Here is a 25,901-nt window from a genome sequence, read left to right as displayed (position 1 = left end):
ACCTCCCACTCTTTGTAAGCTATGTCTTTATTGTAAGGCTCATAAGCTGTCCGCTACAATATTTGAAGATGACAAAAATTCTGACTTTTTTTGTGGTTTTATCACAATAAGAGATAAAAAAGAGCCTGCCGCTATCCGGCTGGCTCTTCCCTCCTACGCCCACACCTCATCAAGGGTAGACTGCAAAAGCTCATTTAATTCTTGCGTGAGATTGTCTTTCGGCTGATTGTAGCTTTTCACCAATTCATCAAAACGCGCCAGCTCTTTGTCGATGAATGGATGGACATAGGCGAGACGGTGCTCTACATCCATTTCCTCTCCGTCCATTTTACGTTTGAGCAGCTCGTGAATTTCTGTTAAAAGCGGGCCTTCCTCCACTAGCTCCTCGAGCAGTTCATGAAAGTCCATCGGCGGAACCGTCCGGTAGCGTTCAATCCACTGACAGGCAAATAGCGGACGAAGCACATAGAAATACTTCTTGATTCGCACCTGCTCCCCTCGTAAATGCCGGCTTTCATTCCGCTTCGCCATATTGAGGTAATGATACATCAATGCTGCAGGATAAAACGCTCGATCCTTTAATTCTCTTAGCTGCTTTGCTAAAGAGAAAGATTCAGCATAGATGATGTCAGAAGATAGCCATTCCATGATGGATGGATTTGATTTATTGAATAAGCGAAGTGCCTTTCTAAGCTCCCAGCCGCTGATATCAAGCACGTCATCAATCGGCCGTTCAATGACATCACGATGCTCTTCCATCGCCCAATACCATTCTTTCCGGGGAACATATAAAAAACGAACATCATAATCACTATCAGTCGAGGGAAATCCCCATGCCCTGCTGCCTGATTCAACGGCGAGGCAAATCTTTACGTCATACGTTTCTTCGATGATTTTCAGCTCTTCCTTGATTCTCTCTCTCAACATCCATCAACTCTTTCTATAGAATTCTGCATGACTTCTTCACGTTTTGGGAAAATACGAATAAGACATATAAAAAAGGAGTTGGATCTGATGTCTATATCTCGCATTATGAAATGGATCACCGGGATTTTTGAAGCCTGCCTTGCCATCCCTGTGATCGGAGGTCTATTCGTTATCAGCAATGGCTATTCACCGCTCATGGTCATGCTTATTCTGCATATTATCACACTCGTCTTATCGAAGCGAGACCAGGGACCAATGATTGGAAGCATCATCGGAATTGTCACATCCTGCCTTGCTTGGATTCCGATTCTCGGATTCATTCTTCATATCATCACTGCCCTTGCCCTGATTATCACTGCGTTAGTGCCTGATGAAAAAACGAGACAGAATACGAGCTATTAAAAAAGAGGCCCTCCTAGAGCGGCCTCTGTTCTTTTAGATCCTTAAATGCTTTTGTAAGAAGGCAAGCTTCTCTGTTTGAAAAGCCGGGATGTACTCGTGTCCAAAGTAGCGATACACCTTTAAATCTTTATCTGTTTCTAAATGGTTGTATACCGCAAACACAGTAGATGGCGGGGTGATTTGGTCGATCAGACCGATGGCCATCAATGTGGGCTGTTTCACCCATTCGGCTAAATTGATCAAATCAAAGTAGCTCAATGTCTCAAATACCTTTTCTTCCGCTTCTGGATCACTGTTTCTTCGAAAGTATGAATTGATTTCTAAATAAGGCTGCTCCAATGCCACATCCACTGCACGCTCGAAATTTGATAAGTAAGGATAATCTGCCACGACGACCTTTGGAATGTCTGAAAGTGCCGCAGCTGCAACCGCCAGTGCACCTCCCTGGCTTCCACCCACCACGCCGATACGGTGTTCATCCACTTCCGGAAAGGACTGAATAACATCGAGTGCACGAACCGCATCTAAATAAACACCTCGATAATAGTAGGTCTCTTTCGATAAAATGCCTTTTGTCATCCATCCCAAAGCCTGCCCGCCTGGTGTCACTGTCTTATCTTCACTGCCGCCTTGACCGCGGACGAGCATACCAAATGTCGCATAGCCATGCAGTGCCCAGTTGACGATGTCGTGAATGCCGCCGTCATAGCTGGCATTATAGCCATGAAAACGAACGAGCGCTGGATGCGGACCTGTTTGATCTGGTACCGCATACCAGCCTTCAATTCGAGAATGACCAAAGCTTTGATACGTCAGGCGGTACACCTTGACGCCTTTCACTGGATAGTCATAAGGTTCAAGTGCTGGCTCTGCCTCCACTTGGCGCAGTTCTTCGAGCGACGCCTTCCAAAAGTCTGAGAAATCAGGTCGTGCTGTTTTCTTCGGTTTATATACTTTTAGCTCTTCTAGTGGTAAATCGAACAATTGCATACCATACTATCCCCCTTTGTTTTATTAGTTATGAGTATCATATCACTGTTTTCTTGACTTAGAAAGTCATTTTCACTACAAAAGACAAAACCTTCTGACATTTCTATTGGCAAAAAAGATTGAAACCTTTATGATAAAGAAACTGGCTTGAAAACTAGATGTTCTCAGGCAAAACAAATCGATAGACATTCATGGATTTTCACATTTACACCATCGAATAAAGGAGGAACCTGTATGAAAATCGCTCTTGTCCAAATGGACGTTCAAATTGGGGAACCTGATGTGAACTTTCAAAAAGCAGAAGCGTTTTTAGAAGAAGCCATCCGTCAGCAGCCTGATCTGATCATTTTACCCGAAATGTGGAATACCGGTTACGATCTTGAACAAGCCGAGGAGCTTGCAGATGTAAACGGTGAACGCACAAAACAGCTCTTCTCTTCCTTTGCCCGCAAACACCAAGTGGTTCTCATCGCAGGAAGTGTATTGAACAAGCGCACAGAAGATGACAACATCACCAACACGATGTATGTCTTTAACCGCCAAGGTGAGCTCTTAGTGGATTATGATAAAATTCACTTATTCCGCTTAATGGATGAGCACAACTATTTAACCGCTGGTGATCAGCTTGGTTTATTTGACTATGATGAGGATGTGAAGATCGGTGCGATGATCTGCTACGACCTTCGCTTTCCGCAGCTTTCCAGAACACTTGTAAACAAAGGAGCGAAAGTGCTCATCAATACGGCGCAATGGCCGTCAGCAAGAGTGGATCATTGGCGCAGCCTGCTCATCGCAAGAGCGATTGAGAACCAGTCATTTATGATTGCTGTTAACAGAACAGGCACAAGCAGAGACACTGAATTCCCTGGCCACTCCATGGTGATTGATCCACTTGGCCGTATTCTGCTTGAAACAAGCCATGAGGAAGACATTTATTATGCGGAAATTGATCTTCAGCTAGTGGATGAAGTGAGACAGCAAATTCCTGTGATGACGGATCAGCGTCTGGATATCTATTAGAAAGCAGGGTGCTCCCCTGCTTTTTGCATTTAATTAAACGTTTGTTTAAGCTTGATTCTGGTAAAGGTCCATTAGGGCTTGAGCGGCTTTCGTTAAATACCTTTCTTCCACATATGCAAACACAAGAGTGCGGGTTGGGCATGAATCAATTTTCAAATAAGTGACTTCGTTCCTTTCCTCTTGTGCCACCATTTTCGGCACAACTGTCACACCTAGTCCATTTTTGACCAATGCCTGCGCTGTTTGAATATGACTTGTTTCAAAGGTAATCTTCGGCTGAAAACCATGATGAAGACATAGTTCCATGACCACTTGCCGAAAGCCATATCCCTCTTTCAGCATAATAAATGCGGCGTCTTCCAGAAGGCGAAACGGAACAGACCCTTTCTGATCTGCTTGATTGATGATTTCGTTCAATTCATCTGTTGACCAGGGCTGGGCAGTTTGCGGAACTGCGAGAAGAAGCGGCTCTGTCAGCATGTGTTTCGTTTTCAATGATTCATGCTCGACAGGCATAGATAAAATAGCCAAATCCAGCTTTCCAGCCAATAGAAGTTTTTCTAGCTCACGAGGTGATTCTTCTATTAGTTGAACGTGAACATGAGGATACGTTTGACAAAAGGTTTTTAATAAACCGGGCAAGACATAGCCTCCTGTGACTGCTGGCGCTCCAATGTTCAGCTCTTTCCCCACCTCATAAGCTGCTTCTCCCATTTCACGCAGCAAATCATCTCTTTCCTTCAAAATGTTCTCAGCCCTTTTAATGAATCGACTCCCTTGAGGTGTGGGCGTGACTTGTCCATACTTTCGAATAAAGAGGGGTGTGTCTAATTCCTCTTCCAGCTTCTTCATTTGTTGGCTTAAAGAAGGCTGTGCAATGTGAAGTTGATCCGCTGCTTTTGTAAAACTTTTCTGCCGGTACACTTCCATGACATATTCCATCATTCGTATATCCACTTTCATCACCTCATAGGTTTTAACTATTCATGTCATATCTTTTATGTCTTAGACAAATAACAAAATGAATTTTACGATAAAGAGACAACAAAGGGGGAGAAGAAATGAATCCATATGCTAAAGCCGAAAACCAATTCTCACAAAATGCCGAGAACTATCGAGATTCACCTATATTTGCAGCCGGAGAAGAGCTGGAATGGATGAAAGCAATAGCCAATACGAAGGGTCACGAGCATTTACTTGATATCGGCTGTGGGGCAGGACATACCGTTTTTTCCTTTTCAGATATCATTTCTAAAGGAATCGGCATTGATGTCACGCAAAAAATGATCGAGGTTGCAGCAGCACTTGCGGAAGAACGCCAACTGAAACATATTACTTTTGAGCGGGCAGCCGCAGAAGCACTGCCCTTCGCTGATAAATCATTTGACATCGTGACGTGCCGATTTGCCGCTCACCACTTTACAAACCTGCCGGCAGCCATGTCTGAAATCAGCCGTGTCTTAAAAAAAGGCGGCACATTCCTGCTCGTCGATCATTACGCACCCGAAAACACTGCACAGGATTCATTCATTAATCACTTAAATAGACTCAGAGATCCTTCTCATGTGCGAGAAAGCTCGTTATCAGAATGGAAAGAGCTCTTCGCTGCCAACCAACTGACTCAAAAAGAGAAGCGTTACTGGGATCTGCAAATTGATTATCAGGACTGGATGATGCGTGGACGCACACCAGAGAATGTTCAAAAAGAGATCGTTTCCCATCTTCAATTCGCAGACCCTGATACAAAGCAGCTGTTTCAACTTCAATTCGATGCACAGCAGCAGCCTATTTCCTTCTGTTTAAAAGCTGCACTCATTCAAGGAATGAAGAATTGAACTTATAGAAAAAGTCTACCCTCGTTGGTAGACTTTTTTATTTCGAGTATAAATCCCAGCCAAGCTTGAGTGTGTCCACAATATAATTGGCGACTTCCTCAGCTTCTAGATGATCTGTTTCGACTCTTGAGTTATGAAGGGCATATATTTCCCGGCGCTCTTCAAACAGCTCTTTCATCTCGTCAATCGTCCGGTTGTGAAGAACAGGGCGGTTTTCAATCAAAATATCAAGCCGCTGTTTCCAATTCTCCCAAGATAAATCAAGGAAAAGAACCGTACAATGCCTCAAGCAGGCGCGTTTGATTTCTTCCTGTTTGAATGCACCGCCTCCAAGAGAAACGATCTTTAGCTGCGTATGTTCACATAAATCGACGATATAATCTTTTTCAGCCTGCCTGAAGAATGCTTCTCCTTTTTGCTGAAAGATCTCAGGAATCGTCATGTTATACTTTTTCTCAATCTCCTGATCCACATCAATAAAATCTCTATATAGCTTTTTGGCAACCAGCTGCCCAATGGTTGTTTTCCCAACACCCATAAAGCCAATGAGGACAATATTTCGCTGTCTCACAGGGATTTCTCTATTGTTTTTCATATTCGTGACACGTCCTCCTTACGACAAGGAATGCTACATAATGTATCTATTATATGATAAATGGCGCGCGAAAAGATAGGCAATTTGAAAAATATAAAGACAAAAACCTCTCCATCAAAGGAGAGGTCTCTTGCATTTTCTTATTTCCACCAGTCATCAAACATGGAAGCTGGTACTTGGCGTTTATGCTCTGATTGAACATAACGCTTTTCAATCGCTTCTGCTGCTTGATCTGACACTGGCTTACCTTCTAAGTAATCATCAATTTCATTGTACGTAATGCCAAGTTCTGTTTCATCCGTTTGCTGAGGTTTGTCATCAAGCAGATCCGCTGTCGGTTTCTTTAAGTATAGACGCTCAGGTGCTTGCAGCGCTTCTAGCAGCATCCGGCCTTGGCGTTTCGTCAGACCTGTGAGCGGAAGAACATCTGCACCGCCATCACCATACTTCGTGAAGAAGCCGGTTACTGCTTCAGCTGCATGATCTGTACCGATGACAAGCAATCCTTCTTCTCCTCCGACAGCATACTGCGCGATCATTCTCATGCGTGCTTTGACATTTCCTTTATTAAAGTCAGACAACGGACCGCCTGTGTCCTTTTGATATTGTTCACTGAATGCAGTCACGGCAGGCGCAATATCATATTTCCACGACTTGTCCGGCTGAATAAATGATAAAGCGAGCTGTGCATCATCTTCATCCTGCTGCACACCGTGCGGGAGGCGCACCGCAATAAAGACTGCCTCTTCTTTTCCTTCTTGACGCAGCTCAGATGCAGCCAGCTGTGCAAGACGGCCAGCGAGCGTTGAATCCTGTCCGCCGCTAATGCCGAGGACGAATCCTTTTGCGCCAGTTTTTTTCAAGTATTCCTTTAGAAATCCAACCCGCTTTTCGATCTCCTGCTTTGGGTCAATTGAGGGCTGCACATGCAACTCTTGGCTGATCTTTTTCTGCAAACTCATACACTTTTCCTCCTAAGCATCCTCTACATGAAGAGAACAGGTTTTACTCTGAATTCATTGGTTTGACAACGTTTTTTGAGTCTTCATTATACCATGTTTTCAGGAAGAACATTTTGTTAGACGTTCCCCTCTTTCATTAATGATCAAACATTCACAAAAGAAAAAGACCATGTCTATATGGACTGGCCCTTTTCTTTTTTCAATCAATTTCTACCCGTATAGATGTACAGCTTGCGCCATTACACTTCCCAATATCAGAAGGACATGCGGATACGGCCACAATGAGATCCATTTCGGCTCGCAGACGAATGTAATCACCGGGAAGAGATTTTGGGAGCTCCACAGACAGTTTTCCTTTTTCATCAATGACTGTATTCATAAAGGCATTAAAAGGATAGTACATATCCTCCTTAGGAATCCCAAATGGCTCAAAGGCAGTCCGCAAATTATCGTAGCATGTATGCATGACCTCTAAATGCGTCCGTCCGTATAAAAGCTGATACATTTCTTGCCGGCAGGCGGGCATGTATAAATCATGGCATTCGACTGTGTCTTCAATGACCGTAAACATCGGTTTATATAAATTAGAATAGAGCTTATCCCCTTTTTTCACTTTTGACGAAAATAGGCTGTCCATTGTCGCGCCTTGGTCAAATTTTTCATAAAAATCCTTTTCATGATAGGCCATGACATCTGCTACTTGCTGACCTTCAATATCAACGACCCGCATACATTGGCCTTTTCCTAAGCGAAAGCCGTGTCCATCCTTTGGTAAAATGACATATTCTCCGTTCATCACATGCACTCCTTTCCATGTCAGTATGCCCAAAACGTCCCCTTGATCATGTATAAAAAAAGACGGCGGTCACAAGCTAATGTCATTGAAATCGAAAGGTGTTGCACATGCATTGAAAGAAGAACAAACTTTATCTTGGTGGCAGCTTTCTCTCATCGGAGTCGGCTGTACAATTGGCACTGGTTTCTTCCTTGGTTCCAGCATTGCCATTACAAAGTCCGGTTTTTCCGTCTGCATTTCTTTTTTGCTTGCTGCGGTCGGAACCTATCTCGTCTTTAAGCATTTGGCTGCGATGACAGCCGATAACCCTGATAAAGGGTCATTTTGTTCCTATGCTCGTAAAGCATATGGACGCTGGGCAGGGTTTAGCAATGGCTGGGTGTATTGGTTTGCAGAAATGTTGATTACGGGAAGTCAGTTAACAGCGATTTCTCTTTTTACCCGCCACTGGTTTCCATCTATTCCGCTCTGGGTGTTTTCGGCGATTTACTCCGCTCTTGCCCTGCTCGTGATTATCATAGGGCTTTCTTCTTTTCAAAAGACAGAAAATGTCCTTGCGGTACTGAAGACAGCGGCGATTTTTCTGTTTATGATCCTTGCGGTGCTTGTGTTATTCGGCATTCTGACAGATCATAAACCGACCCTGCATCTGCCAAACAAAGATCACGAATGGATGCCGCTCGGTGCACTTGGTCTTTGGAATGGATTGATTTACGCGTTTTATGCATTTGGGGGAATTGAAGTCATGGGTCTGATGGCGGTTCATTTAAAAGATCCGAAAGATGCGGCAAAGGCTGGACGCGTCATGCTGATCATTCTAGCGGTCATCTATATCGTCTCGATCGGACTTGCTCTCTTGCTTGTCCCAGTAACAGCCTTTAACGAGAACAGCAGTCCATTTATTACATCATTAGATCCATTTCATTTATCAATCTTTCTTCATATCTTTAATGGCATTTTCATTATTGCCGGCTTTTCGACATTGGTTGCCTCACTCTATGCAGTCACGACGCTGCTTGGCACGATGTCGGAGCATCAAGATGCACCTGCTTGTTTTAAACAAAAAGACCCATCTCATGTCGGATGGCCTTCGATTATTTTAACTGCTGCTGGATTAATTGTCTCGATTTTGCTTGCACTCTTTTTGTCCAAACACATCTACGAGCATCTCACAACAGCAGCCGGCCTTACCCTTCTGTACACATGGGTATTCATTCTGTTCTCAAGTAAAAAGCTATCAAAGCCATCCACTCGCCAAACGTGCGAAATGATTCTTGCGCTTCTCTTGATTGGAGCCGCCATTTCAGGCACTTTAACAGAGGCAAGCGGACGACCTGGCTTTTTTATCAGCCTTGGGATCATTGCAGTGATTGCCATCATGGTGCTATTTATGAGAAAAAAGTGGAAGCAGCAGGATCAGACCGCATCATAATTTCATCATGTTTTTTAATGCAGTAAAAGGACATTTGGCGGAGGCTGGTTTCTCCGCCTCTTCATCTGGGAGAAAGTATTGCTTCCATTCATGATTTGTCGGATCACCGTACCATTTTAATGATGGGTGAACGCTGACCTCATCATACGCTTTGAGCCGCTTGCGAACGAGCTGGCTCATTTTTTGACCAAACTTGGTCGATCCATTCAATTTCTCAAACACCCATCTAGGCTGAAATGCCATCAAGACATAAGGGAAGTGGCGGCTTTTTCTGAGCTTATGAGCCGGTGTGGAGCACAAAATAAAATACGCTTCCCCGTGAAAGCAATACTCCCACTCATGATGATGAGTATCTAGTGGAATATCCTCAGGCCATGGCACTTCATCTTTCTGGTGCAGTCGTTGAAGCAGTGACCAAAACTGCTGCTCAAACTCTTCAAGCGAACTTTCTTTTAAATCCTGCGGTGTTTCAAAAAAACAAATAAATGAAGCATATTGACCCGTTTCTTTCGCACAGCTTTGATATTCTCTCAGCAGCTGGGCTAATTCATCAACCGCTTCCTCTTCCCTCGGATCACCAACAAACCCATAGCGTAAATGATCGAGAAAAAACCCCTGTCTTCCCGGTACACAAGGGAATGTATCTGCCTCATCTCCTACCATCTCTCCAAATTGAGTAAAAGCATCCTGCTTCCATTCTTCTAGTGATCGTAGATTTTGATCAAGGCAACTTTTTGCATACAACTGGGCCATTTCTTCCACCTCGTTTTAGCGTCTTCTCCATAGCCTATGAGAAAAAAAGGCTGTGGTGACTGTCCTTCAACGACTTTCCTTGCGCATTCAAGAGGTGGGCGTTCTCGTTCAAATTGAGCATGTATGTGTGTCTTTCACTCCATGATGCATGAACAGACAAGTGTATGCAGCCGTCAAACTGCTTCTTTTAATAGAGCGCTTTTGTATCATTCCTATGATCTGTTCTTCATCAAAAAGACAGAATCGAGCACCCAATAAATGAGAGCCGAGCATAAGCTAAACAGATAGACAATGTTGCTGTGATAACTGATAAGATCAGCATGCACACATAGTTGAATACTGGAAGAAAAATACGCATGGCAAAGCTCCTTGAAACCATTTTATATCCCATCATTATTCAAGAATGTGTTATGTCTGTCAATCCTTACAAAAAACAGACTGAATGTATCAGTCTGTTTCAAATTGTTGACAAAGGGCTAAAATGATCTTCATTTTAGCCTTTTGTCTTCTTTTCAGCGTGATAGAAAACCTTTGCAGTCTAGGAAGGACGAGTACCGGAGCGGAGCGAATTTGACATTCGTGAGCACCGGCACGCAGGACTGACACCGAATGCGAGGGTTTGTCTACACGCTGAAACAGACTGAATGTATCAGTCTGCTTTTCTACCCAATCAACGCCATGATCCCTTGATACCCAAAATAGGCGCCGAAACCAAGTAAAGATAAGCCTGCAAGAACGGATAAGCCATGTAAGACACGTTCACTTAAATAGCGCCTAAACGAACTAGCAAGCAGCGCCATACTGAAATCCCAGATCAGCATGCCGATAAAAATAGCCATGCTGTACATCAGCATTTGAGATGCCCCATACTTTTCAATCGTATTAGCCAAAATACTGCCGTAGATGCCAAGCCAAAATAAAATACTGAGCGGATTGGAAAGAGAAATGAAAAACCCCGTCATGAACGACTGACCAACCGAAGTGTTTCCACCATCCTTTTTCGGGCTCTCCTGCAAATTGATTTTACGCAGACTTTCAATGCCCGTATAGGTCAGAACGAAAAAGCCGAACAGCCACAAAAAGGTTTTCACTAGAGGTGCAGTCAAAAGCTGGGCGACACCAAAATAGATGAGGAGCATATAGACAATATCCGCGGCCATCGCTCCCACACCAAAAATCCACGCGTGCCAAAATCCACTTTTAATCCCTCTGTCGATTTGGGCTGCATTGACTGGCCCAACAGGCGCTGAAAGTGACAACCCTAAAAAGATATAACCAAAAAACACCGCCACATAGACGTCCTCCTTTTGATGCTGACTTGTACATATTATTCAAACGTTCTGTGTTTTAGTACAAGTCCTTTGTCATCTTTTCAGGTGGACTCAAGGAGACATTGGATATTGCTTACCGATCGGCTTTCAGCGCCGATTGCTGCGACAGTACCGTATCCTTTTTCTTAGCACGATTCATTTGAATCGCAGCTGCAAACAGAAGAACAGCTAAGAAGGCGAAAACAAAGACGGCACTTGCTGCTCCTGCCCATTCAAGACTAAAGCCAATCAAGAAGGACAAGCAGGCTCCGCCTAAACTTGCGGCTGCAATAAAGTAACTCGTTGCCTCGTCGATGGCATTTTCAATCATTAATGCAGATGCAGTCAGTGCGATTGGGAACATGCCAGCTGCGCACAGGCCGATGAAAAAGATGAGAAGCAGCTGCGCGGCGATGTGGGTTGTCAGGGCAAATACAACGAGCAGCACAATCATGAGTGCTGCGCTTAGCTTTAAAAAACGCAGCGGATGCAGCTGATCCGCTTTTCTCGCAATGACAGTTCTGCCAATGACGATCGCTGTCCAAAAGGTAGAAACCGCAAAAAGACTCCAGTTGTCTCCCCCTTTATCCAGCATGATCGACGGCAAAAAGTTCGCAAAGTTCGTTTCAATCCCTGCGTAGAAAAAAGCAAAACAGATCATGAGCACCACAATCATTCGATTGTTTCGATCAACAAGTAAAGACGGTTTTCTCATCCCATTGGAATTGGAAGAAGAAGCCATCTGTCCACGAGGCAATTTGTTCATAAAGGCAAGCCAGAGCATAAGAAAGAAAGTCAGTGCACCGACTTGAAATAAAAACACATAGTGCCACGTCTGTTCAGTGACAGTGAGCAGAATCACAAGTGGAAATAACAGCGCTCCTAACCCAAAAAAGACCTCCATGATGCTGATTCGCTTCGCACTGTTTGCCATCGAAATCACATACGCTCCGGCTGTGGTCTCAAGACTGCCTGCACCGCTCCCAAGAAAAAAACCTGCCAGCACAAGTGTTGTCCAGCCCGGCACCAAAAGTCCAAGGAGAAGTGACCCGATCATCAGCAAAAGACCCATGGTCAGAACAGCGCCATAGCCTTTTTTCCTCACAAGAATGGGGGATAACAGAACACCTGTCAAAAAACCAATAAACTGAAAAAAGATTAAAGAAGATAATTCCCCGGGACCCTTATCGTAACTTGACAGTAAATAAGGAGTTAAGCTGCCAAAAAACACATGAATGGTCCCAATAAAAAAATAAAAGACACAGCCAAAATAAAATACTTTTTTCATCTTTTCACTTCCTCTAAAAAGGAGCGGAGTCATGACATCCTCCGCTCCACCTCTTTAATATGTCCGGGCAGACTTGACAGCCTCTTCCCTCTCGAAGCATGTATTGAGCGCAGCCTGTGCGCGATACCCATCTACAAAATCAGCCACTTTCATATGAGATGGATATGAATCTGTATTCACCCAGTGCATCAGCTGATCACGGAACGTATCAGACCATCCGTAAAATTCATTTGGCGGATCTGTCAGCAGGGTTTGCGGCATTTGATGACGCTCCACACACAATCCATCACTGATCTCATATTCGTTTTTCATGTTCGTATGGTATTTGAATACCTTGTCATGACCAACGACTTCTACACTAAATCCGCATTCCTCAGGCTGCGTGCTTTTGGATGTGACCAAGTGAAAGAACACTTGATTCTCCATCTGACCGAAAATTTCGGTATGATCATCCACCTGCACCTTTTTCTCTTCTTTTTCCTTTACATGTGTCAGCATCTTGGTATTAAGTGATTCTTTCTTCATGTCACTGCCAAATAAGTACCACAGCATATCAATTAAATGAATACCAAGATCCCCTAATGCACCGCTCGTGCGCAGACTCTCACCGCCGTCTCTCCATGAAAATGTCTTTCTTCTGAGGGCACTGTTTTTCTTAAAATGAGTCCTGACGGTCAAAATGCGGCCTAATTCACCATTGGCAATCAAGTTCTTCAAAATATTCACAAAGGATAAGTAACGATAGTTAAAGCCCATACTGGCTTGAACCTGGAACTGTTTGGCTGTCTCCACCATTTCCTTCGCTTCCTTCAGCGACACAGCCATCGGCTTTTCACATAAAATGGGCTGTCCTGCTCTTAGTGCCTGAAGGGCATGGTCTTTGTGACAAAAATTAGGGGAGGCAATGATCAACCCATCAGATGCATCTGCTAGTGTTTCAATACTTGAATACACACGTCCGCCGTACTGTTTAATGAATCCCTGTGCAACTGACTCGTGCAAATCATAGACACCGGATAACTCTGCACCTTTGATTGTTGATAATGCTCTTGCATGAGCTTTTGCAATATTCCCTGCTCCAACAATTCCAATTTTCTTCATGAATGTGCCTCCTCATGTTTATACATCACTGTTTTCAGTGTTTCATAGATTCCTTTTGCATACCCATGATGACAAATCTGATGATGGTGCCGCTTGGCTTCGACCGTCGCATTTTGGACGAGGAAACCATGCGTGACGGATTGAAGCATCCGCAAATCGTTCCCACTATCTCCAAAGGCAAAGCCTTGATCTTTCGATAGATCATATTGGTTCAGCATAAAGCGGACAATTTCATCCTTCCCTGTTCCGACTGGTAAAAAATCGACATCATAGCAATCCGCAGGGTCTCCTGCGAGCGGATTGCATTTGTTAATGTTGACCGCCACCCCGCGCTCTTTGGCAAGTGTTTGGATGAATGATAGATGATGAAGATCTGTCCGTTCATCCTGCTCCTGATAATAGAAATTCTTCTTATACCCTGAGCTGCCCAGCTGCGTTTGCGGTCTGAGATGAATTCCCTTTTCACGTACGGTTTCCAGGATGTCTTCAATTTTTTCATCTGAAAAGCCCTGCGCATCCAGCCGCTTCATCCACTCCGCATCTGGCTGTCCAAAACGAGCTTCCGATGTATACACAATTTCAGTTCCTAAGTTCGACGCAATGAAATGCGGGAATTGATGAAAACCGCCTTTTTCCATTTTACTTGTGACAGAATCGAGGCTGCTTCCCGTGACCCAGCCAAGCATGAGCTGTCCTGCTTCGCTCTTTTCTGCCACAAAGGCTTCCAGCCGCTTTACATCCTCTCTCTGCTCATCGGTCATTCCGTGAGAATAATAGGTTTCATCAAAGTCACAGAAGACGATCCACTTCGGATTTTCCGGCTGATTCAGCAGCTTTTTATTGAATGGAAGACTTGATAACATGATGAACCCCCTCGATGACCTTCTCCTGATCTTGCAGCGGCATGCCTGGATACAGCGGCAAGTGAAGTAATTGCTGTGCTGCTTTTTCCGTGTGTGGAAGTGTCGTTTGTTTATACTTTTGAGAAACAAGATTTGTTTGATGCTGATGCGATAGAATCGGGTAATAAACATCTGTTTCTATGCCCATTTCCAGCAATTTCGCTGCAAGCTCATCTCGTTCTCCCTTCAACACTCTAATCGGGAACAGATGCCAGACATGATCATCCGTCAGCTTCGGAAGCTTCAAGTATCCTTCTTCCTCAAGCGTTTGCAGCTGGTCAATGTATCGCTTTGCTAAGTAAAAGCGTTTAAAGTTTTGTAATCCTAAATACTTCATGCGTTCGAGTCCGATCGCTGCCTGCAAATTATCAATTTTAGAATTAAAGCCGTAGTCACTGCGTTTGACATTTTTCTTTCCTACTTCAAAGCCGTGATAGCTGATCTCCATGCATTTTTCCGCTAAGGCTTCATCATTTGTCGCGATAGCTCCTGCTTTGCCGCAGACACCAAGATTCTTGTATGGATTAAAGCTGAGAACAAGTCCATCTCCATATGCTCCAAGGCCGCTGCTGCCGATCGCCTGACAGCCATCTTCAATGATTTTCAACCCATGCTGTTTTGCAATCGCCGAAATGGCCTTCATATCCGCTTGCTTTCCATATAAATGAACTGGAAGAATGCATACCGTTTGATCTGTGATATGCTTCTCTATTTCACTCGGTGCCAAGCAGTAAGTATCTGGATCAATATCGGCATAGACCGGAACAGCCCCAATCGCAAGCACTGCATTTTCTGTTGCAGCAAAGCTATTCGCTGGCAAAATGACCTCGTCTCCCGGATGGACGCCTGCTGATATGAGGCTGATCATTAGGGCATCTGTTCCACTTGACGTGGCAATGACATATTTCTTCCCTAAGTACTCAGCGAGCTGCTTTTCAAACGCCGGAATATATGGCCCTGAAGTAAAACGGCCAGAACTCAATACTTCTTTCAACACCAGCATGATATCATCGATCTCATCCTCCGAAATCAGTTTATCAACTGGCAGAAATGGTATCTTTTTTTCCTTATTTTGTTTATAATGGAAGAGAATTTTTTCCAAGCCTGTGCGCCCTATATCTTGCTCAAGGAACGTCACCAGCTTTTCATTTGCTAGGTGCTTCTCAACTGAATCAGACTTTACTTGAACACCTTGATTGATCATATCCAGCAAAGGAAGATAATCCTTGCTTTTACCTGATATCTTCGTCAATATTTGCATTCCATTCCCTCCAATTAATCAATTCCATTTGTTAATATTTAACTTGTTTCACATTGTAAATGATGTTATCGATTTCAGAACAATAACTTTGTGTAAAGGATTTGTTAATATGTGTACAATTTATGAAATTGCCAAACGCTGCGGGGTTTCAACCACCACCGTTTCCAGAGTGCTGAATCATCATCCATATGTGTCAGAGGAAAAGCGTCAGCTCATTTTACAGGTGATGAAAGAAATGGAATATACACCGAGTTCAGCGGCTCGCACTCTTCGTTCACATCAGACAAAAACCATTGCTGTGTCTGTCCCGGCTGTGGACCATCCTTTTTTTGCACAATTGATTAAAGGCATATCAAAGGAAGTACTGGATCAAGGTTATAAAGCCATCGTGCTTCAGACGTTTTATCAGGAATCGTTAGAGCTTGAAGGGCTTCAATTATTAAAAAAAAGAGAAGTAGATGGGGTCATATTAGGGGCATTAGAAAATCCGTGGGAAAAGATCGAGCCATTTTTAACGAACGGCCCTATTGTCATGGCGAACGAATATCATCAAACAGCAGACATCCCGATTATTGGATACGATGAGCGGGAAGCCGCCTATAAAGCGGTTGACTACTTGATTCAGTCAGGGCGAAGATCGATTGGATTTTGCTTTGATACTGAAAGCAGTGAAGCACAAAAACAAAGGAAACAGGGCTATCTTGATGCACTTTCTGCACACGGCTTGCCGCTGCATGACGATTGGCTTTTCGGGGAGGCCTTCACCATTGAAGACGGTTTTCGCTTAATGGATGTCATCCATGACATGAAGAATGCACCTGATGCCATTTTCACGGGTAATGATCAAGTCGCAGCAGGGCTCATTAAACAGGCCATTTCATACGGTTATCAAATCCCTAAGGATCTAGCGGTGATCGGCTATGACAATCAAGACATTTGCGAGGTGACAGCTCCAACAATCACCACAATTGACATCCCGATCGTAGAGCTTGGCCAGCGGTCTGTGCAGCAAATAATCGAGATCCTGCAAGACCAAAAACCATTACAGCGTGAACATATCCAGCTGCCTACCCGGCTTGTGACAAGGGAATCGACATAAACAAAAAAGACTGAGAGCTGTCTCAGTCTTTTTTGTTTACAAAGGGCTAAAATGATCTTTGTTTTAGCCCTTTGTCTTCCTTCTTTCAGCGTGATAGAAAACCTTTGCAGTCTAGGAAGGACGAGCACCGGAGCACAGACCGGACAAAGAATGCGAGGGTTTATCTACACGCTGCGACTGAGAGCTGTCTCAGTCTTTTTTTAAACCTATACAAATTGAGCAAGAATGAATGTCCATATACACACAATGCCGAGCAGGATGAAGCTGTACTTCACGGTCTTTTGGAAGAGCTCAGATTCTTTACCTGTTTCTCCAACAGCTGCTGTAGCTATGGCGATGGATTGTGGAGAAATTAATTTTGCCATGACCCCGCCAGTTGTATTTGCCCCGATTAACAAACCTGCCTGTGAGCCGATTTGAGAAGCAGTGACCGCTTGAAGGTTGCCGAATAAGGCGTTGTTACTCACGACAGATCCTGTAATAAACACCCCGATCCAGCCAAGCACCGGGCTGACAAGCGGGAACAAATCGCCTGTTTTGGCAAGTGCAAGCCCAATGGCTGAACTTAGTCCAGCGAAGTTCGCCAAGTTGGCAAAGCCCATGACAAAACAAATGGTAAGAACAGGTACCCAAAGCTCTTTCACTGATGCTTTTAAGCAGGCAGCTCCTTCTGTTAATGTAATATGTCTGCTAAACAAACCTGTCAGCATCACCGCAATCAGAATGGCAGTACCCGTTGCACTGATGACATCAATTTTAAAGATCGCATCAATAGGTGTTTCTGTTTGTGCAATTGGTGGTAATTTCACAATTTGCTGATGCAAAAAAGGCATTTTCACTAAAATGGTTGTCCAGTTGAGCGGGCCTCCTACAGCAAACAATGCTTTAAATGCTGGAAGACTCCATACCGTAATAATGGCGGTTAAAATATAGAACGGAGACCATGCTTTCAGCACTTCAATGCCGCGATACGTTTGTTTCTGTTCAATGGCTGGTGCTCCTTCTTCACGATAAATGTGTTTCGGCTGCCATTTTCGAAGAAATAAAGCCAAAATGCCCATACTTGCTAAAGCTGAAATAATATTGGCAAGCTCAGGACCCATTGTCACCATTGTGACAGCTTGTAAAATGGCATAGCTTCCACTTACAACAAGCAAGGCAGGGAGCGTTTCTTTAATCCCTTTGAATCCGTCCACAATGAGAATGAGGAGGAACGGAATACAGAATGAAATAAACGGTATCGTATACACAAGGGTTTGAGATAACGCAAGCGGAGTCATATTGCCCATTTGCGCCCCTGTAATGACTGGGATACCCACAGCACCAAATGCGCCAGACGCAGCATTGGCAATTAAGCAGAGCATCGCAGCTTTCAGCGGTTTAAACCCAAGCTCTGTTAAGAGAGCAGCACTGATCGCAATCGGTACACCAAACCCAGCGGCTCCCTCTAAAAATGCATTAAAACTAAAACCAATTAATAATAGCTGAAGACGTTGATCTTGAGAGATTCCTGCAATACTAGAACGAATGACATCGAATTTTCCAGATTTCACAGCAATTTTATAGAGCCATACCGCCATGATGACGATATATCCAATCGGCCACAGCCCATTAGATATACCGAGCAGCACAGCAGATAATGCCTTTTCAATTGGCATATGAAAGAAGAAAACAGCTGTTACAAAGCTGACGATTAAGGTAAAACAAGCGGCTAAAACACCTTTTAACTTAAATACAGTTAATGCAAGCAGGAAAAACAAAATTGGGAGCATTGCTACCAATGCACTCACGAACTCATTACCAAACGGATTATATATTTGCTGCCACATAGTGATTCATCCTTTTCTGCTCAGATAGGTTGCTTTTGATTAAAAATGAGGAGCCAAAATCTCTTTTAACACATTCACACTGTGTGCGAATTGTTCTTTTTCTGTATCATTAAGTGCAAGCTCCATCACTTCTGTTGCGCCATTTCGATTCACAAGGGCAGGTACACCAATGTAGACATCTTCTGCTCCATACTCTCCATCTAAGTAAGTGCTGACGGTCAAAATACTGTTTTCATTGTGCAGGATCGCTCTTGTAATGCGGGCCAAACTCATCGCTACGCCGTAGTAAGTGGCGCCTTTTTTCTCAATGATTTGGTAAGCGGCATGGCGGACATTTTCCATCATCTCATCTAAATCTTCTTGTTTGTATTGATCATTTCTCTTCATTAATTCTGTAATGGGTACACTTCCGATATTCGCATGACTCCACACAGCAAGCTCTGTATCCCCATGCTCTCCAATGATGTACGCATGCACATTGTGTGCCGCTGCTTCAAAGTACTCACTGAGCATGTATCTAAATCTTGCAGTATCAAGTGTGGTTCCACTGCCAATCACTCGCTCTTTTGGCAGGCCACTGAATTTCCAAGTGGCATATGTCAAAATATCAACAGGGTTCGTGGCGACTAAGAAAATACCATCGAATCCACTTTTCATCACATTGTCTACAATGCCTTTAAATATATATAAATTTTTCTCAACAAGGTCAAGTCTCGTTTCACCTGGCTTTTGGTTCGCACCAGCACAGATACATACAATGTCTGCATCCTTACAATCCTCATAATCTCCATACCATGTATTCACAGGATGCGGAGCAAATGCTTTCCCGTGGTTTAAATCCATGACGTCACCCATTGCTTTATCTTGATTTAAATCGATGACAACCAATTCATCTGTGATCGCTTGATTTATTAATGTAAAGGCATAACTGCTGCCTACAAAACCTGCTCCAATAAGTGCTACTTTGTTTACTTTTTCGTTTGTCATTTATCTCATCCTCCTGAGTAAAACTAGGTTGTTTTTCTTTTGTGAAGTATTTCACATTCTTATTGTGCAACACTTCACAAACTTTTGCAAGGGGGTTGCTCAAAAAAAATATGTAGCGAATTTGTGAACACACTTATTGTGCTTTCAAAGCGCTGTCTCCATGCATATTTCCACAAGAAAAAAACTGCCAAACAATTGTCAGCAGCTTTATACATGTTTAATAAGGTCCCCAGTTGATCATAACGCCGATACAAATAAAGACAAGGCCAATGACAAACCAAATGAGCGCAAGCGGCACCATAAAACGCAGCCACTTCACATAAGGAATACCACTTGCAGCAAGCACAGCCATCAACACACCTGACGTCGGATTGATACAGTTAACCACCCCTTCACCAAGCATCACTGCTTCTACAGCTACCTGTCTTGTGATGCCCATTAAATCAGCCAGTGGCGCAAGAATTGGAATAAAGACAACCGCTTCTCCTGATCCTGATGAAATCAAAAAGTGAAGAAGCGCACTCGCAATATACATCCCGATCGCACCAGCAATTGGACTAAATCCTGTCAGCATACTCGCCAAGCCATTGACCACTGTATCCAGCAGCTTACCGTTTTCTAAAATGACAGAAATGCAGCGTGCCATTCCGACAATGAGTGCGCCGTACACAAGGCTTTGACAGCCGACAATAAATGTTTTCGCAATATCATTGGCTGCTAATCCGCCAAGCAATCCAGCAGCAATGGCCATAAAAATGAACACACCTGCCATTTCCTTATCGGTCCAGCCAAGCTGAAGCGCGCCATATAAGAAGCCCCCAAGAGACAATCCGCACACCGCTAAAATCAGCTTATGTCTGCCGGTAAATGCAGGCTTGTCCACAGATTCCGCATCAGCTCCGCCAAGCCCCTTCGCAGGAAACCATTGATCACCAAGAAGGCTTCCCTTTTCTTTATTCTTCAGGCGTCTTGTATATAAATAGATGTACACAATACTAGATATAAGAAAGCAAAGATAAATAATGACACGCAGGCCAATGCCAGAAAAGATCGGCAGCTCTGCAATCGTTTGAGATAAACCTAGTGGAGATGGAGACAAAATGGTTGCGTTAAATCCAGCATAACAGCCGATGTAAATGACCGCTGCTCCTGCCACAGCGTCCCATTTCAAGGACCTTGCCACAATAATCCCGATTGGAATAAATCCTATAACAGAGTTCACGACAATGCCGGTCGTTCCAAGCACCGAAAATAATCCTCCAACAATACAAATAAACAATAATTGCTTCGTTTGAAACCTGCTGATGACATGGTGAATCATTCCGTTAATAGCACCTGTTTTCTCCAAAATGGCAATGGTTCCGCCAGTAAATAGAATGAGAAAAATAATAGAAGAGGACCCTACCATCCCCTCCTGAATGGCTGTAAAAAAGCCAACGGGACTCACGGGTGATTGATCAATGCGGTGAAAGCTGCCAGGAACAGCTGTTGTGATTTCCCCTGATGTCTTTCGATCAAATTCACCCGCTGGTACAAAATACGTTGCAATGGTACAAATGAGCGCAATGATAAATAAGAGAACATACGCATCCGGCATTTGAAGTTTTCGTTTTTGTTTCTCTGGTGCTGATACTGCCGCTGTTTTCATGTGTCAAAACCCCTTTGTCCCGATCGGAATTTCACTTAATTTTCTGAATAATCAAATGATGTGTTATATTATAAACACTGATGATATTTAAGATCAATATTATTTCACTAAAAGAATGTTTTGGCAGATTTTCTGTCAGCAAGGAGGCTACTCATGACAACTTTGACAAACGAAATGCAACAGACCGTGACAGACATCTTTGAACACCTGCACGCCCACCCAGAAATCAGCTGGGAAGAAACGAATACGACGGCTTATCTTGAAGGCATATTAAAAAAAATGGGCTGCAAGACTCGAACATTTGACGACTGTACAGGAGTGATTGGTGAAATGGGAGAAGGCGCACCAGTGGTCGCTGTGAGAGCCGATATTGATGCACTTTGGCAGGAAGTAGATGGTGAGTTTCAAGCCAATCATTCATGTGGTCACGATGCACACATGACAATGGCTCTCGGCACCTTCATGGCATTAAAGGAAAAGGAGCTCCCGAACGGCACCATCCGCTTCATTTTTCAGCCTGCTGAGGAAAAAGGCGGCGGCGCGCTGAAAATGATTGAAAAAGGTGTGTTAGCAGACGTTGATTACTTATACGGAGTGCATGTGCGCCCAATTCAAGAAACATTAAACGGACGCTGTGCACCTGCCATTTTGCATGGATCGAGTAATCATTACATCGGCACAATTATTGGAGAGGAAGCCCACGGTGCACGCCCGCATCTTGGGGTCAACGTCATTGAAGTGGCTTCTACCCTCGTACAGAGACTCGCGCATATCCATGTCGACCCAAGAGTTGCACATTCTGTGAAAATGACCAACCTGAATGCTGGCGGAGGCAGTTCAAACATCATCCCTGGCAAAGCTTCTTTTACATTGGATGTCAGGGCACAAACAAATGTTGTGATGGATGAACTAGAAAAAGAAATTGAAAGAGCCGTACATGCTGTAGCGGATGCCTTTGGCGCTTCCATTACACTTTCAACCGATCACCGTCTGCCTGCCGCAACCTTAAATGAGGAAGCTGTCCAGATCATGTCTCATGCCATTGAACAGGTTTTAGGCAAAGAACAGCTCGATCCCCCGATCGTAACGACAGGCGGAGAGGATTTTCACTTTTATGCAGCAAAGGTTCCGCATATCAAATCCACGATGCTTGGTTTAGGCTGTGATCTAGAGCCCGGTCTACATCATCCTTATATGACATTCGACCGCTCTGCTATCTTTACCGGCATTGAGATTTTGACTGAAGCTGTTTATCAAACACTTCAGCAGCATTCATCATAAAATCAAAAAACCACCCGTTTTTTCTTTAAACGGGTGGTCTTCTTTATATTACGCATTCAAATCTGTCATGGCTGGGACATTGATTTCTTTTACACAGGATACCCTTGATAAATGAATCACACATCTCGCAAGCTCTACTATATCCTGTACAGGGATTCTCGTTTCATCATATAGAGCGATGGCTTTTTCGGCACCATCTTCATATGGAACCTCTGCCGCCAGCTCTCCTGGATTGATACAGGTAACAGATATTTTATCTTTTCTCACATGCTCTCTCAGTGCATTCACAATTCCGCGCAGGCCAAATTTAGATGCGACAAAAGAAACTTGCGGCAGGTTTGTATGATCGAGTCCCGCCGTTGAGCCAATCACGATGATTTTTCCATTCTCCGATTTCCTTACGTGCGGAAGCAGTGCTTGGATGTAAGTAATCGTAGAGATGACATTCACATTGATTAAATGAGCGATATCCTCTGGCTGATCGTGATCGAATGAATAATCATCTTCAAAGCCTCGTTTTTCCCATAAACCAATGTTATAGATGAGAACATCAATGGTTTGATTCTCCAATGCTTCGAGCATAAAAGGGATGTGGGTTTGGCTTGATAAATCAATTTTCAGCCAAATTCTATGTACACCGTCATCTATGTTCAAACTGCTCGGTTCACTTCGAGACACAATCCAAACTGTATCTCCACTTGAAGGAAGACCTTTTACAAAAGCATCCCCTAAGCCTTGACTCGCACCGAATATGATATAGTTTTTACTCATAGCTCCTCCTTCTACAGCTCATGAGCTTTCAGTCAGACTGCAGCTCATCTGTAAGCGTTTTATGCCTATATCATATAGGTTCTAAGATCTAACTGCCTCTTTTATGCCTGTCTTCACTTTCGGCTACTTGATTTCCTTTAATTCCACTGGTAACGCACGCTCTTCTATAAAGGATTGAATCATATCAATAAACAGTTCTTTCTTTTCAAACGTAAATGTATGTCCAATATCAGGAACGACGACACCTGCTGCCTTCGGATGTGATGTCGTTATTTTCTTTGCTGACCGTTTCATGATACCTTTTTCCTTTTCTCCCACTGTGACAAGAATCCGTGCCTTCGCTTGTTGAAACGTGTCTGGGAGCTTGTAATGGAGATTTTCTTGAAACATCGTCAGAAGGGTTTTCTTCTGCAAACTCTTCGAATCCGCCGCATAGTCATTCAGTACATCGTTTGGAAGCCCCATCTTTTCAGCTTGGAGCTGGATAAACCAATCTTTCTTTAATAATGGATACGTAAGAGGTAAAAGAGGTCTCACCATCAAGTAAAGCCATGGCAGCGGCATCACAAGAGCGCTGTTGATGACGGCTATGTCTACGATATCAGGCTCATTCGATAACACTTCAACGGCAACCTGTGCACCTAGAGAGAATCCAATGAGTATCACTTTACGGCCGTGCGCATGCTGCTTGAACCACGAGATGACTTCAAGAGCGCTTTCTCGCATGGAAAATGACTGTTCATTTGCTCTTGTCCCATGACCAAGCAGATCAGGCGTATAGCATTCATACGCTTCCTTGAATGTTTCCATCTGCTCCTGCCACATCCAGCTGCTGACTCCTCCGCCATGCAGGAAAATCATGATTGGCTTATCCATCATCGACAACTCGTCCACCATCCTTATATAAGAAAAAAGCAGCCGCTTTTTGAGCAGACTGCTTTTTCATATGCTCCCTTCTATTATAAGGGAACCTCATCACTATAGGCTATTTTTTCAAATCCTCAATCGAGTTGACGTTCTTCATATATGTCGGAACAACTAGCCCCATGCGAAGACCTTTCATACTTGTGCCTAGATCATCATATTTCCCTTTAAACTTCGCTGCATACGTTTTATGCGTATTTGGCAGCCAAGCAGATAATGAGGCATCCGCACTTCCAGTTGCAATTGCTGTCCACATTGGACCTGCTTCCACCTGAGTCAAGGTCACTTCAAATCCGAGCTCACGCAGTACTTCTGCAGCGACATTGGTACTTGCAATCTCACTATCCCACGCAACGTAGGCAAGATTGACTTTGTCACCATTCGACTTTTTCACGCCTTTTGTCCATTTCGCTACTTGGTCTTTATGTTTCTTCACATATTTAACGGCGGCATCCTTTGGATTGATACCATCTTGGATATCCATCATGACTTCGCCCATGTCATCTTGAGACCATTTAAATTGACTAAGCATTTTGGCTGCTTCCGGCTGATCTTTTGCAAAACCTTTACGTGAAATCGTATGAATCTCTTCCGCTTCACCGTAAGATTTCTTTGGATCCTCTAAATATTTTAAATCATAGCGAGTAAACATCCAGTGTGGATTCCAGCCAGTGATAATAATTGGCTTTTTACGGTCGTAAGATTTCTTGAGCGTTGCGGTCATAGCTGCACTTGATGCAGACACAACCGTCCAATCCTCTAAGCCGTAATCCTTTTTCGCTTGATCCGTTAGCGCCATAATCCCTGAACCCGGATCAATGCCGATAATGGTTTTATTCACCTGCTGTGCTGCACTCGCATTTGAATCTGACTTCACGCCACAAGCGGCTAGTAAAAAGACAAGCAGGGCGGTCATCCCAATGTAGAGAGACTTTTTCCACATTAAGCATTCCCCCTGGTTTTTTTCGTTTTAATGTTTTGTGTAATACGGTCGAGTGTAATCGCCACAATCACAATGGCAATACCTGCTTCAAAACCAATTCCTGTTTTCAGCTGCGTTACCGCACTATATACTTCTGAACCAAGTCCTGGCGCACCTACCATTGCCGCAATGACGACCATTGATAGAGCAAGCATGATACTTTGGTTAATACCAGCTAGGATGGTTTTTGTTGCAAGTGGAAGCTGAACTTTGAACAAACGCTGGAATGTCGTTGAACCAAATGCTTCTGTTGCTTCAATTAAATCAGCTGGTACTTGTTTAATACCGAGAATCGTCATACGAATCGTTGGCGGCATGGAGAAAATAACTGATGCTACAACCCCAGGCACAACGCCAATGTTAAAGAAGAAGATTGCTGGTAATAGATAAACGAATGCAGGCATTGTCTGCATTAAATCTAAAATAGGTGTTACAATCTTACGCACAGTTTCCTTCTGTGATGCCCAAATACCGATCGGAACCCCGATCACGATGGAAATGACCACAGCTGTCAAAACGAGCGCAAGTGTTTGTAGCATTGGATGCCAGTAGCCTAAATAGTCGATCAGCAAAAATCCAATAAGTGTGAAAAGAGCAACTCCTCTTGTACTGATCCACCAGGCAATGCCGGCAAAAATAAGGGTTAAAATAATGGATGGAATCACACCAAGTGCTGCCACAATTCCATTTACTGTGCCTGCTAATCCATTTGTGATGCCATCAAAGAAACCACCAAACGTTAATGTTAACCAGTCAACAAATCGATCAATGTAATCCGCGAACTGAATTCTAGGTAAATCACTCAT

Annotated in this window: 25 protein-coding genes; 6 read left to right on the top strand and 19 right to left on the bottom strand. The window is 43.7% G+C overall.

Annotation, left to right across the window (positions count from 1 at the left end):
* Positions 1–153: 153 nt before the first annotated feature.
* Positions 154–924 (bottom strand): nucleotidyltransferase domain-containing protein, encoded by a 771-nt coding sequence (locus GKC25_RS01755; RefSeq protein WP_187704557.1) that lies wholly within the window; start codon positions 922–924, stop codon positions 154–156.
* A 90-nt stretch (positions 925–1,014) separates the two neighbouring features.
* Between GKC25_RS01755 and GKC25_RS01750 the strand changes: the two genes are divergently transcribed.
* Positions 1,015–1,329, top strand: a complete 315-nt coding sequence (locus tag GKC25_RS01750) for a hypothetical protein (RefSeq protein WP_012008865.1) — start codon at positions 1,015–1,017, stop codon at positions 1,327–1,329.
* A 33-nt stretch (positions 1,330–1,362) separates the two neighbouring features.
* Here GKC25_RS01750 and GKC25_RS01745 read toward each other — a convergent pair whose 3' ends face one another.
* Positions 1,363–2,319 carry an acetylxylan esterase gene (locus tag GKC25_RS01745; RefSeq protein WP_034664179.1) on the bottom strand — a complete coding sequence of 319 codons (957 nt, stop codon included), beginning with the start codon at positions 2,317–2,319 and terminating at the stop codon, positions 1,363–1,365.
* Positions 2,320–2,553: 234 nt separating this feature from the next.
* Here GKC25_RS01745 and GKC25_RS01740 point away from each other — a divergent pair, with 234 nt between their 5' ends.
* Complete coding sequence (locus GKC25_RS01740) at positions 2,554–3,339, top strand: carbon-nitrogen family hydrolase (protein ID WP_034664181.1); 786 nt, start codon at positions 2,554–2,556, stop codon at positions 3,337–3,339.
* Positions 3,340–3,384: 45 nt separating this feature from the next.
* On the opposite strand, the gene GKC25_RS01735 is transcribed toward GKC25_RS01740, so the two are convergent.
* On the bottom strand, positions 3,385–4,284 hold the full coding sequence (locus GKC25_RS01735) for a LysR family transcriptional regulator (protein WP_034664183.1): 900 nt from the start codon (positions 4,282–4,284) through the stop codon (positions 3,385–3,387).
* Between the two features lie 116 nt (positions 4,285–4,400).
* Between GKC25_RS01735 and GKC25_RS01730 the strand changes: the two genes are divergently transcribed.
* Positions 4,401–5,174, top strand: a complete 774-nt coding sequence (locus GKC25_RS01730) for a class I SAM-dependent methyltransferase (RefSeq protein WP_034664185.1) — start codon at positions 4,401–4,403, stop codon at positions 5,172–5,174.
* 37 nt (positions 5,175–5,211) lie between these two features.
* Here GKC25_RS01730 and GKC25_RS01725 read toward each other — a convergent pair whose 3' ends face one another.
* From GKC25_RS01725 to GKC25_RS01715, 3 genes are all read right to left on the bottom strand, one after another.
* Positions 5,212–5,769 (bottom strand): shikimate kinase, encoded by a 558-nt coding sequence (locus GKC25_RS01725; protein WP_034664188.1) that lies wholly within the window; start codon positions 5,767–5,769, stop codon positions 5,212–5,214.
* Positions 5,770–5,909: 140 nt separating this feature from the next.
* Positions 5,910–6,731 carry an ammonia-dependent NAD(+) synthetase gene (gene nadE, locus GKC25_RS01720; RefSeq protein WP_034664190.1) on the bottom strand — a complete coding sequence of 274 codons (822 nt, stop codon included), beginning with the start codon at positions 6,729–6,731 and terminating at the stop codon, positions 5,910–5,912.
* 199 nt (positions 6,732–6,930) lie between these two features.
* Positions 6,931–7,527, bottom strand: coding sequence for a DUF1989 domain-containing protein (locus tag GKC25_RS01715; RefSeq protein ID WP_034664192.1), 597 nt, complete (start codon positions 7,525–7,527; stop codon positions 6,931–6,933).
* Between the two features lie 79 nt (positions 7,528–7,606).
* Here GKC25_RS01715 and GKC25_RS01710 point away from each other — a divergent pair, with 79 nt between their 5' ends.
* Positions 7,607–8,959 carry an amino acid permease gene (locus GKC25_RS01710; protein ID WP_034664193.1) on the top strand — a complete coding sequence of 451 codons (1,353 nt, stop codon included), beginning with the start codon at positions 7,607–7,609 and terminating at the stop codon, positions 8,957–8,959.
* Here the strand turns inward: GKC25_RS01710 and GKC25_RS01705 are convergent.
* The 6 genes from GKC25_RS01705 to GKC25_RS01680 form a co-directional block, all read right to left on the bottom strand.
* A complete protein-coding gene (locus GKC25_RS01705) occupies positions 8,954–9,712 on the bottom strand; it encodes a YqcI/YcgG family protein (protein WP_106038502.1) in 759 nt (252 codons plus the stop codon). The genes GKC25_RS01710 and GKC25_RS01705 overlap by 6 nt on opposite strands.
* Before the next feature lie 662 nt (positions 9,713–10,374).
* Entirely contained in the window at positions 10,375–11,004 is a 630-nt protein-coding gene (locus tag GKC25_RS01700) for a LysE family translocator (protein WP_034664197.1), read from the bottom strand.
* 112 nt (positions 11,005–11,116) lie between these two features.
* Positions 11,117–12,310, bottom strand: a complete 1,194-nt coding sequence (locus GKC25_RS01695; protein ID WP_034664199.1) for an MFS transporter — start codon at positions 12,308–12,310, stop codon at positions 11,117–11,119.
* A 54-nt stretch (positions 12,311–12,364) separates the two neighbouring features.
* Positions 12,365–13,411, bottom strand: coding sequence for a Gfo/Idh/MocA family protein (locus GKC25_RS01690; RefSeq protein ID WP_034664201.1), 1,047 nt, complete (start codon positions 13,409–13,411; stop codon positions 12,365–12,367).
* Positions 13,408–14,274: an HAD-IIB family hydrolase gene (locus GKC25_RS01685; protein WP_034664203.1), complete on the bottom strand. Its 867-nt coding sequence runs from the start codon at positions 14,272–14,274 to the stop codon at positions 13,408–13,410. Before GKC25_RS01685 ends, GKC25_RS01690 begins: the two co-directional genes overlap by 4 nt.
* A complete protein-coding gene (locus GKC25_RS01680; RefSeq protein ID WP_034664205.1) occupies positions 14,249–15,574 on the bottom strand; it encodes a DegT/DnrJ/EryC1/StrS family aminotransferase in 1,326 nt (441 codons plus the stop codon). Before GKC25_RS01680 ends, GKC25_RS01685 begins: the two co-directional genes overlap by 26 nt.
* Before the next feature lie 109 nt (positions 15,575–15,683).
* Between GKC25_RS01680 and GKC25_RS01675 the strand changes: the two genes are divergently transcribed.
* Positions 15,684–16,673: a LacI family DNA-binding transcriptional regulator gene (locus tag GKC25_RS01675; RefSeq protein ID WP_034664207.1), complete on the top strand. Its 990-nt coding sequence runs from the start codon at positions 15,684–15,686 to the stop codon at positions 16,671–16,673.
* A 206-nt stretch (positions 16,674–16,879) separates the two neighbouring features.
* On the opposite strand, the gene GKC25_RS01670 is transcribed toward GKC25_RS01675, so the two are convergent.
* The 3 genes from GKC25_RS01670 to GKC25_RS01660 form a co-directional block, all read right to left on the bottom strand.
* Positions 16,880–18,502, bottom strand: a complete 1,623-nt coding sequence (locus GKC25_RS01670) for an L-lactate permease (protein WP_034664209.1) — start codon at positions 18,500–18,502, stop codon at positions 16,880–16,882.
* A 39-nt stretch (positions 18,503–18,541) separates the two neighbouring features.
* Complete coding sequence (locus GKC25_RS01665; protein WP_034664211.1) at positions 18,542–19,489, bottom strand: L-lactate dehydrogenase; 948 nt, start codon at positions 19,487–19,489, stop codon at positions 18,542–18,544.
* Positions 19,490–19,706: 217 nt separating this feature from the next.
* Positions 19,707–21,137 (bottom strand): YfcC family protein, encoded by a 1,431-nt coding sequence (locus GKC25_RS01660; protein ID WP_034664213.1) that lies wholly within the window; start codon positions 21,135–21,137, stop codon positions 19,707–19,709.
* A 153-nt stretch (positions 21,138–21,290) separates the two neighbouring features.
* Between GKC25_RS01660 and GKC25_RS01655 the strand changes: the two genes are divergently transcribed.
* The gene (locus GKC25_RS01655) at positions 21,291–22,418 is read left to right on the top strand and encodes a M20 peptidase aminoacylase family protein (protein WP_034664215.1); all 1,128 of its coding nucleotides are present in this window, start codon (positions 21,291–21,293) and stop codon (positions 22,416–22,418) included.
* Between the two features lie 48 nt (positions 22,419–22,466).
* On the opposite strand, the gene GKC25_RS01650 is transcribed toward GKC25_RS01655, so the two are convergent.
* From GKC25_RS01650 to opuAB, 4 genes are all read right to left on the bottom strand, one after another.
* The gene (locus GKC25_RS01650) at positions 22,467–23,189 is read right to left on the bottom strand and encodes an SDR family NAD(P)-dependent oxidoreductase (RefSeq protein WP_034664217.1); all 723 of its coding nucleotides are present in this window, start codon (positions 23,187–23,189) and stop codon (positions 22,467–22,469) included.
* Positions 23,190–23,312: 123 nt separating this feature from the next.
* Entirely contained in the window at positions 23,313–24,068 is a 756-nt protein-coding gene (locus tag GKC25_RS01645; protein ID WP_223251574.1) for an alpha/beta fold hydrolase, read from the bottom strand.
* 106 nt (positions 24,069–24,174) lie between these two features.
* The gene (locus tag GKC25_RS01640) at positions 24,175–25,056 is read right to left on the bottom strand and encodes a glycine betaine ABC transporter substrate-binding protein (protein WP_034664219.1); all 882 of its coding nucleotides are present in this window, start codon (positions 25,054–25,056) and stop codon (positions 24,175–24,177) included.
* On the bottom strand, positions 25,056–25,901 hold the full coding sequence (gene opuAB / locus GKC25_RS01635) for a glycine/proline betaine ABC transporter permease subunit OpuAB (protein WP_034664471.1): 846 nt from the start codon (positions 25,899–25,901) through the stop codon (positions 25,056–25,058). The genes GKC25_RS01640 and opuAB overlap by 1 nt, the downstream gene beginning before the upstream one ends.

Source organism: Bacillus pumilus, assembly GCF_038738535.1.
Lineage (GTDB): Bacteria > Bacillota > Bacilli > Bacillales > Bacillaceae > Bacillus.
Note: the sequence above shows the minus strand (reverse complement) of the source record. Positions and strands in the feature narration are given on the sequence as shown.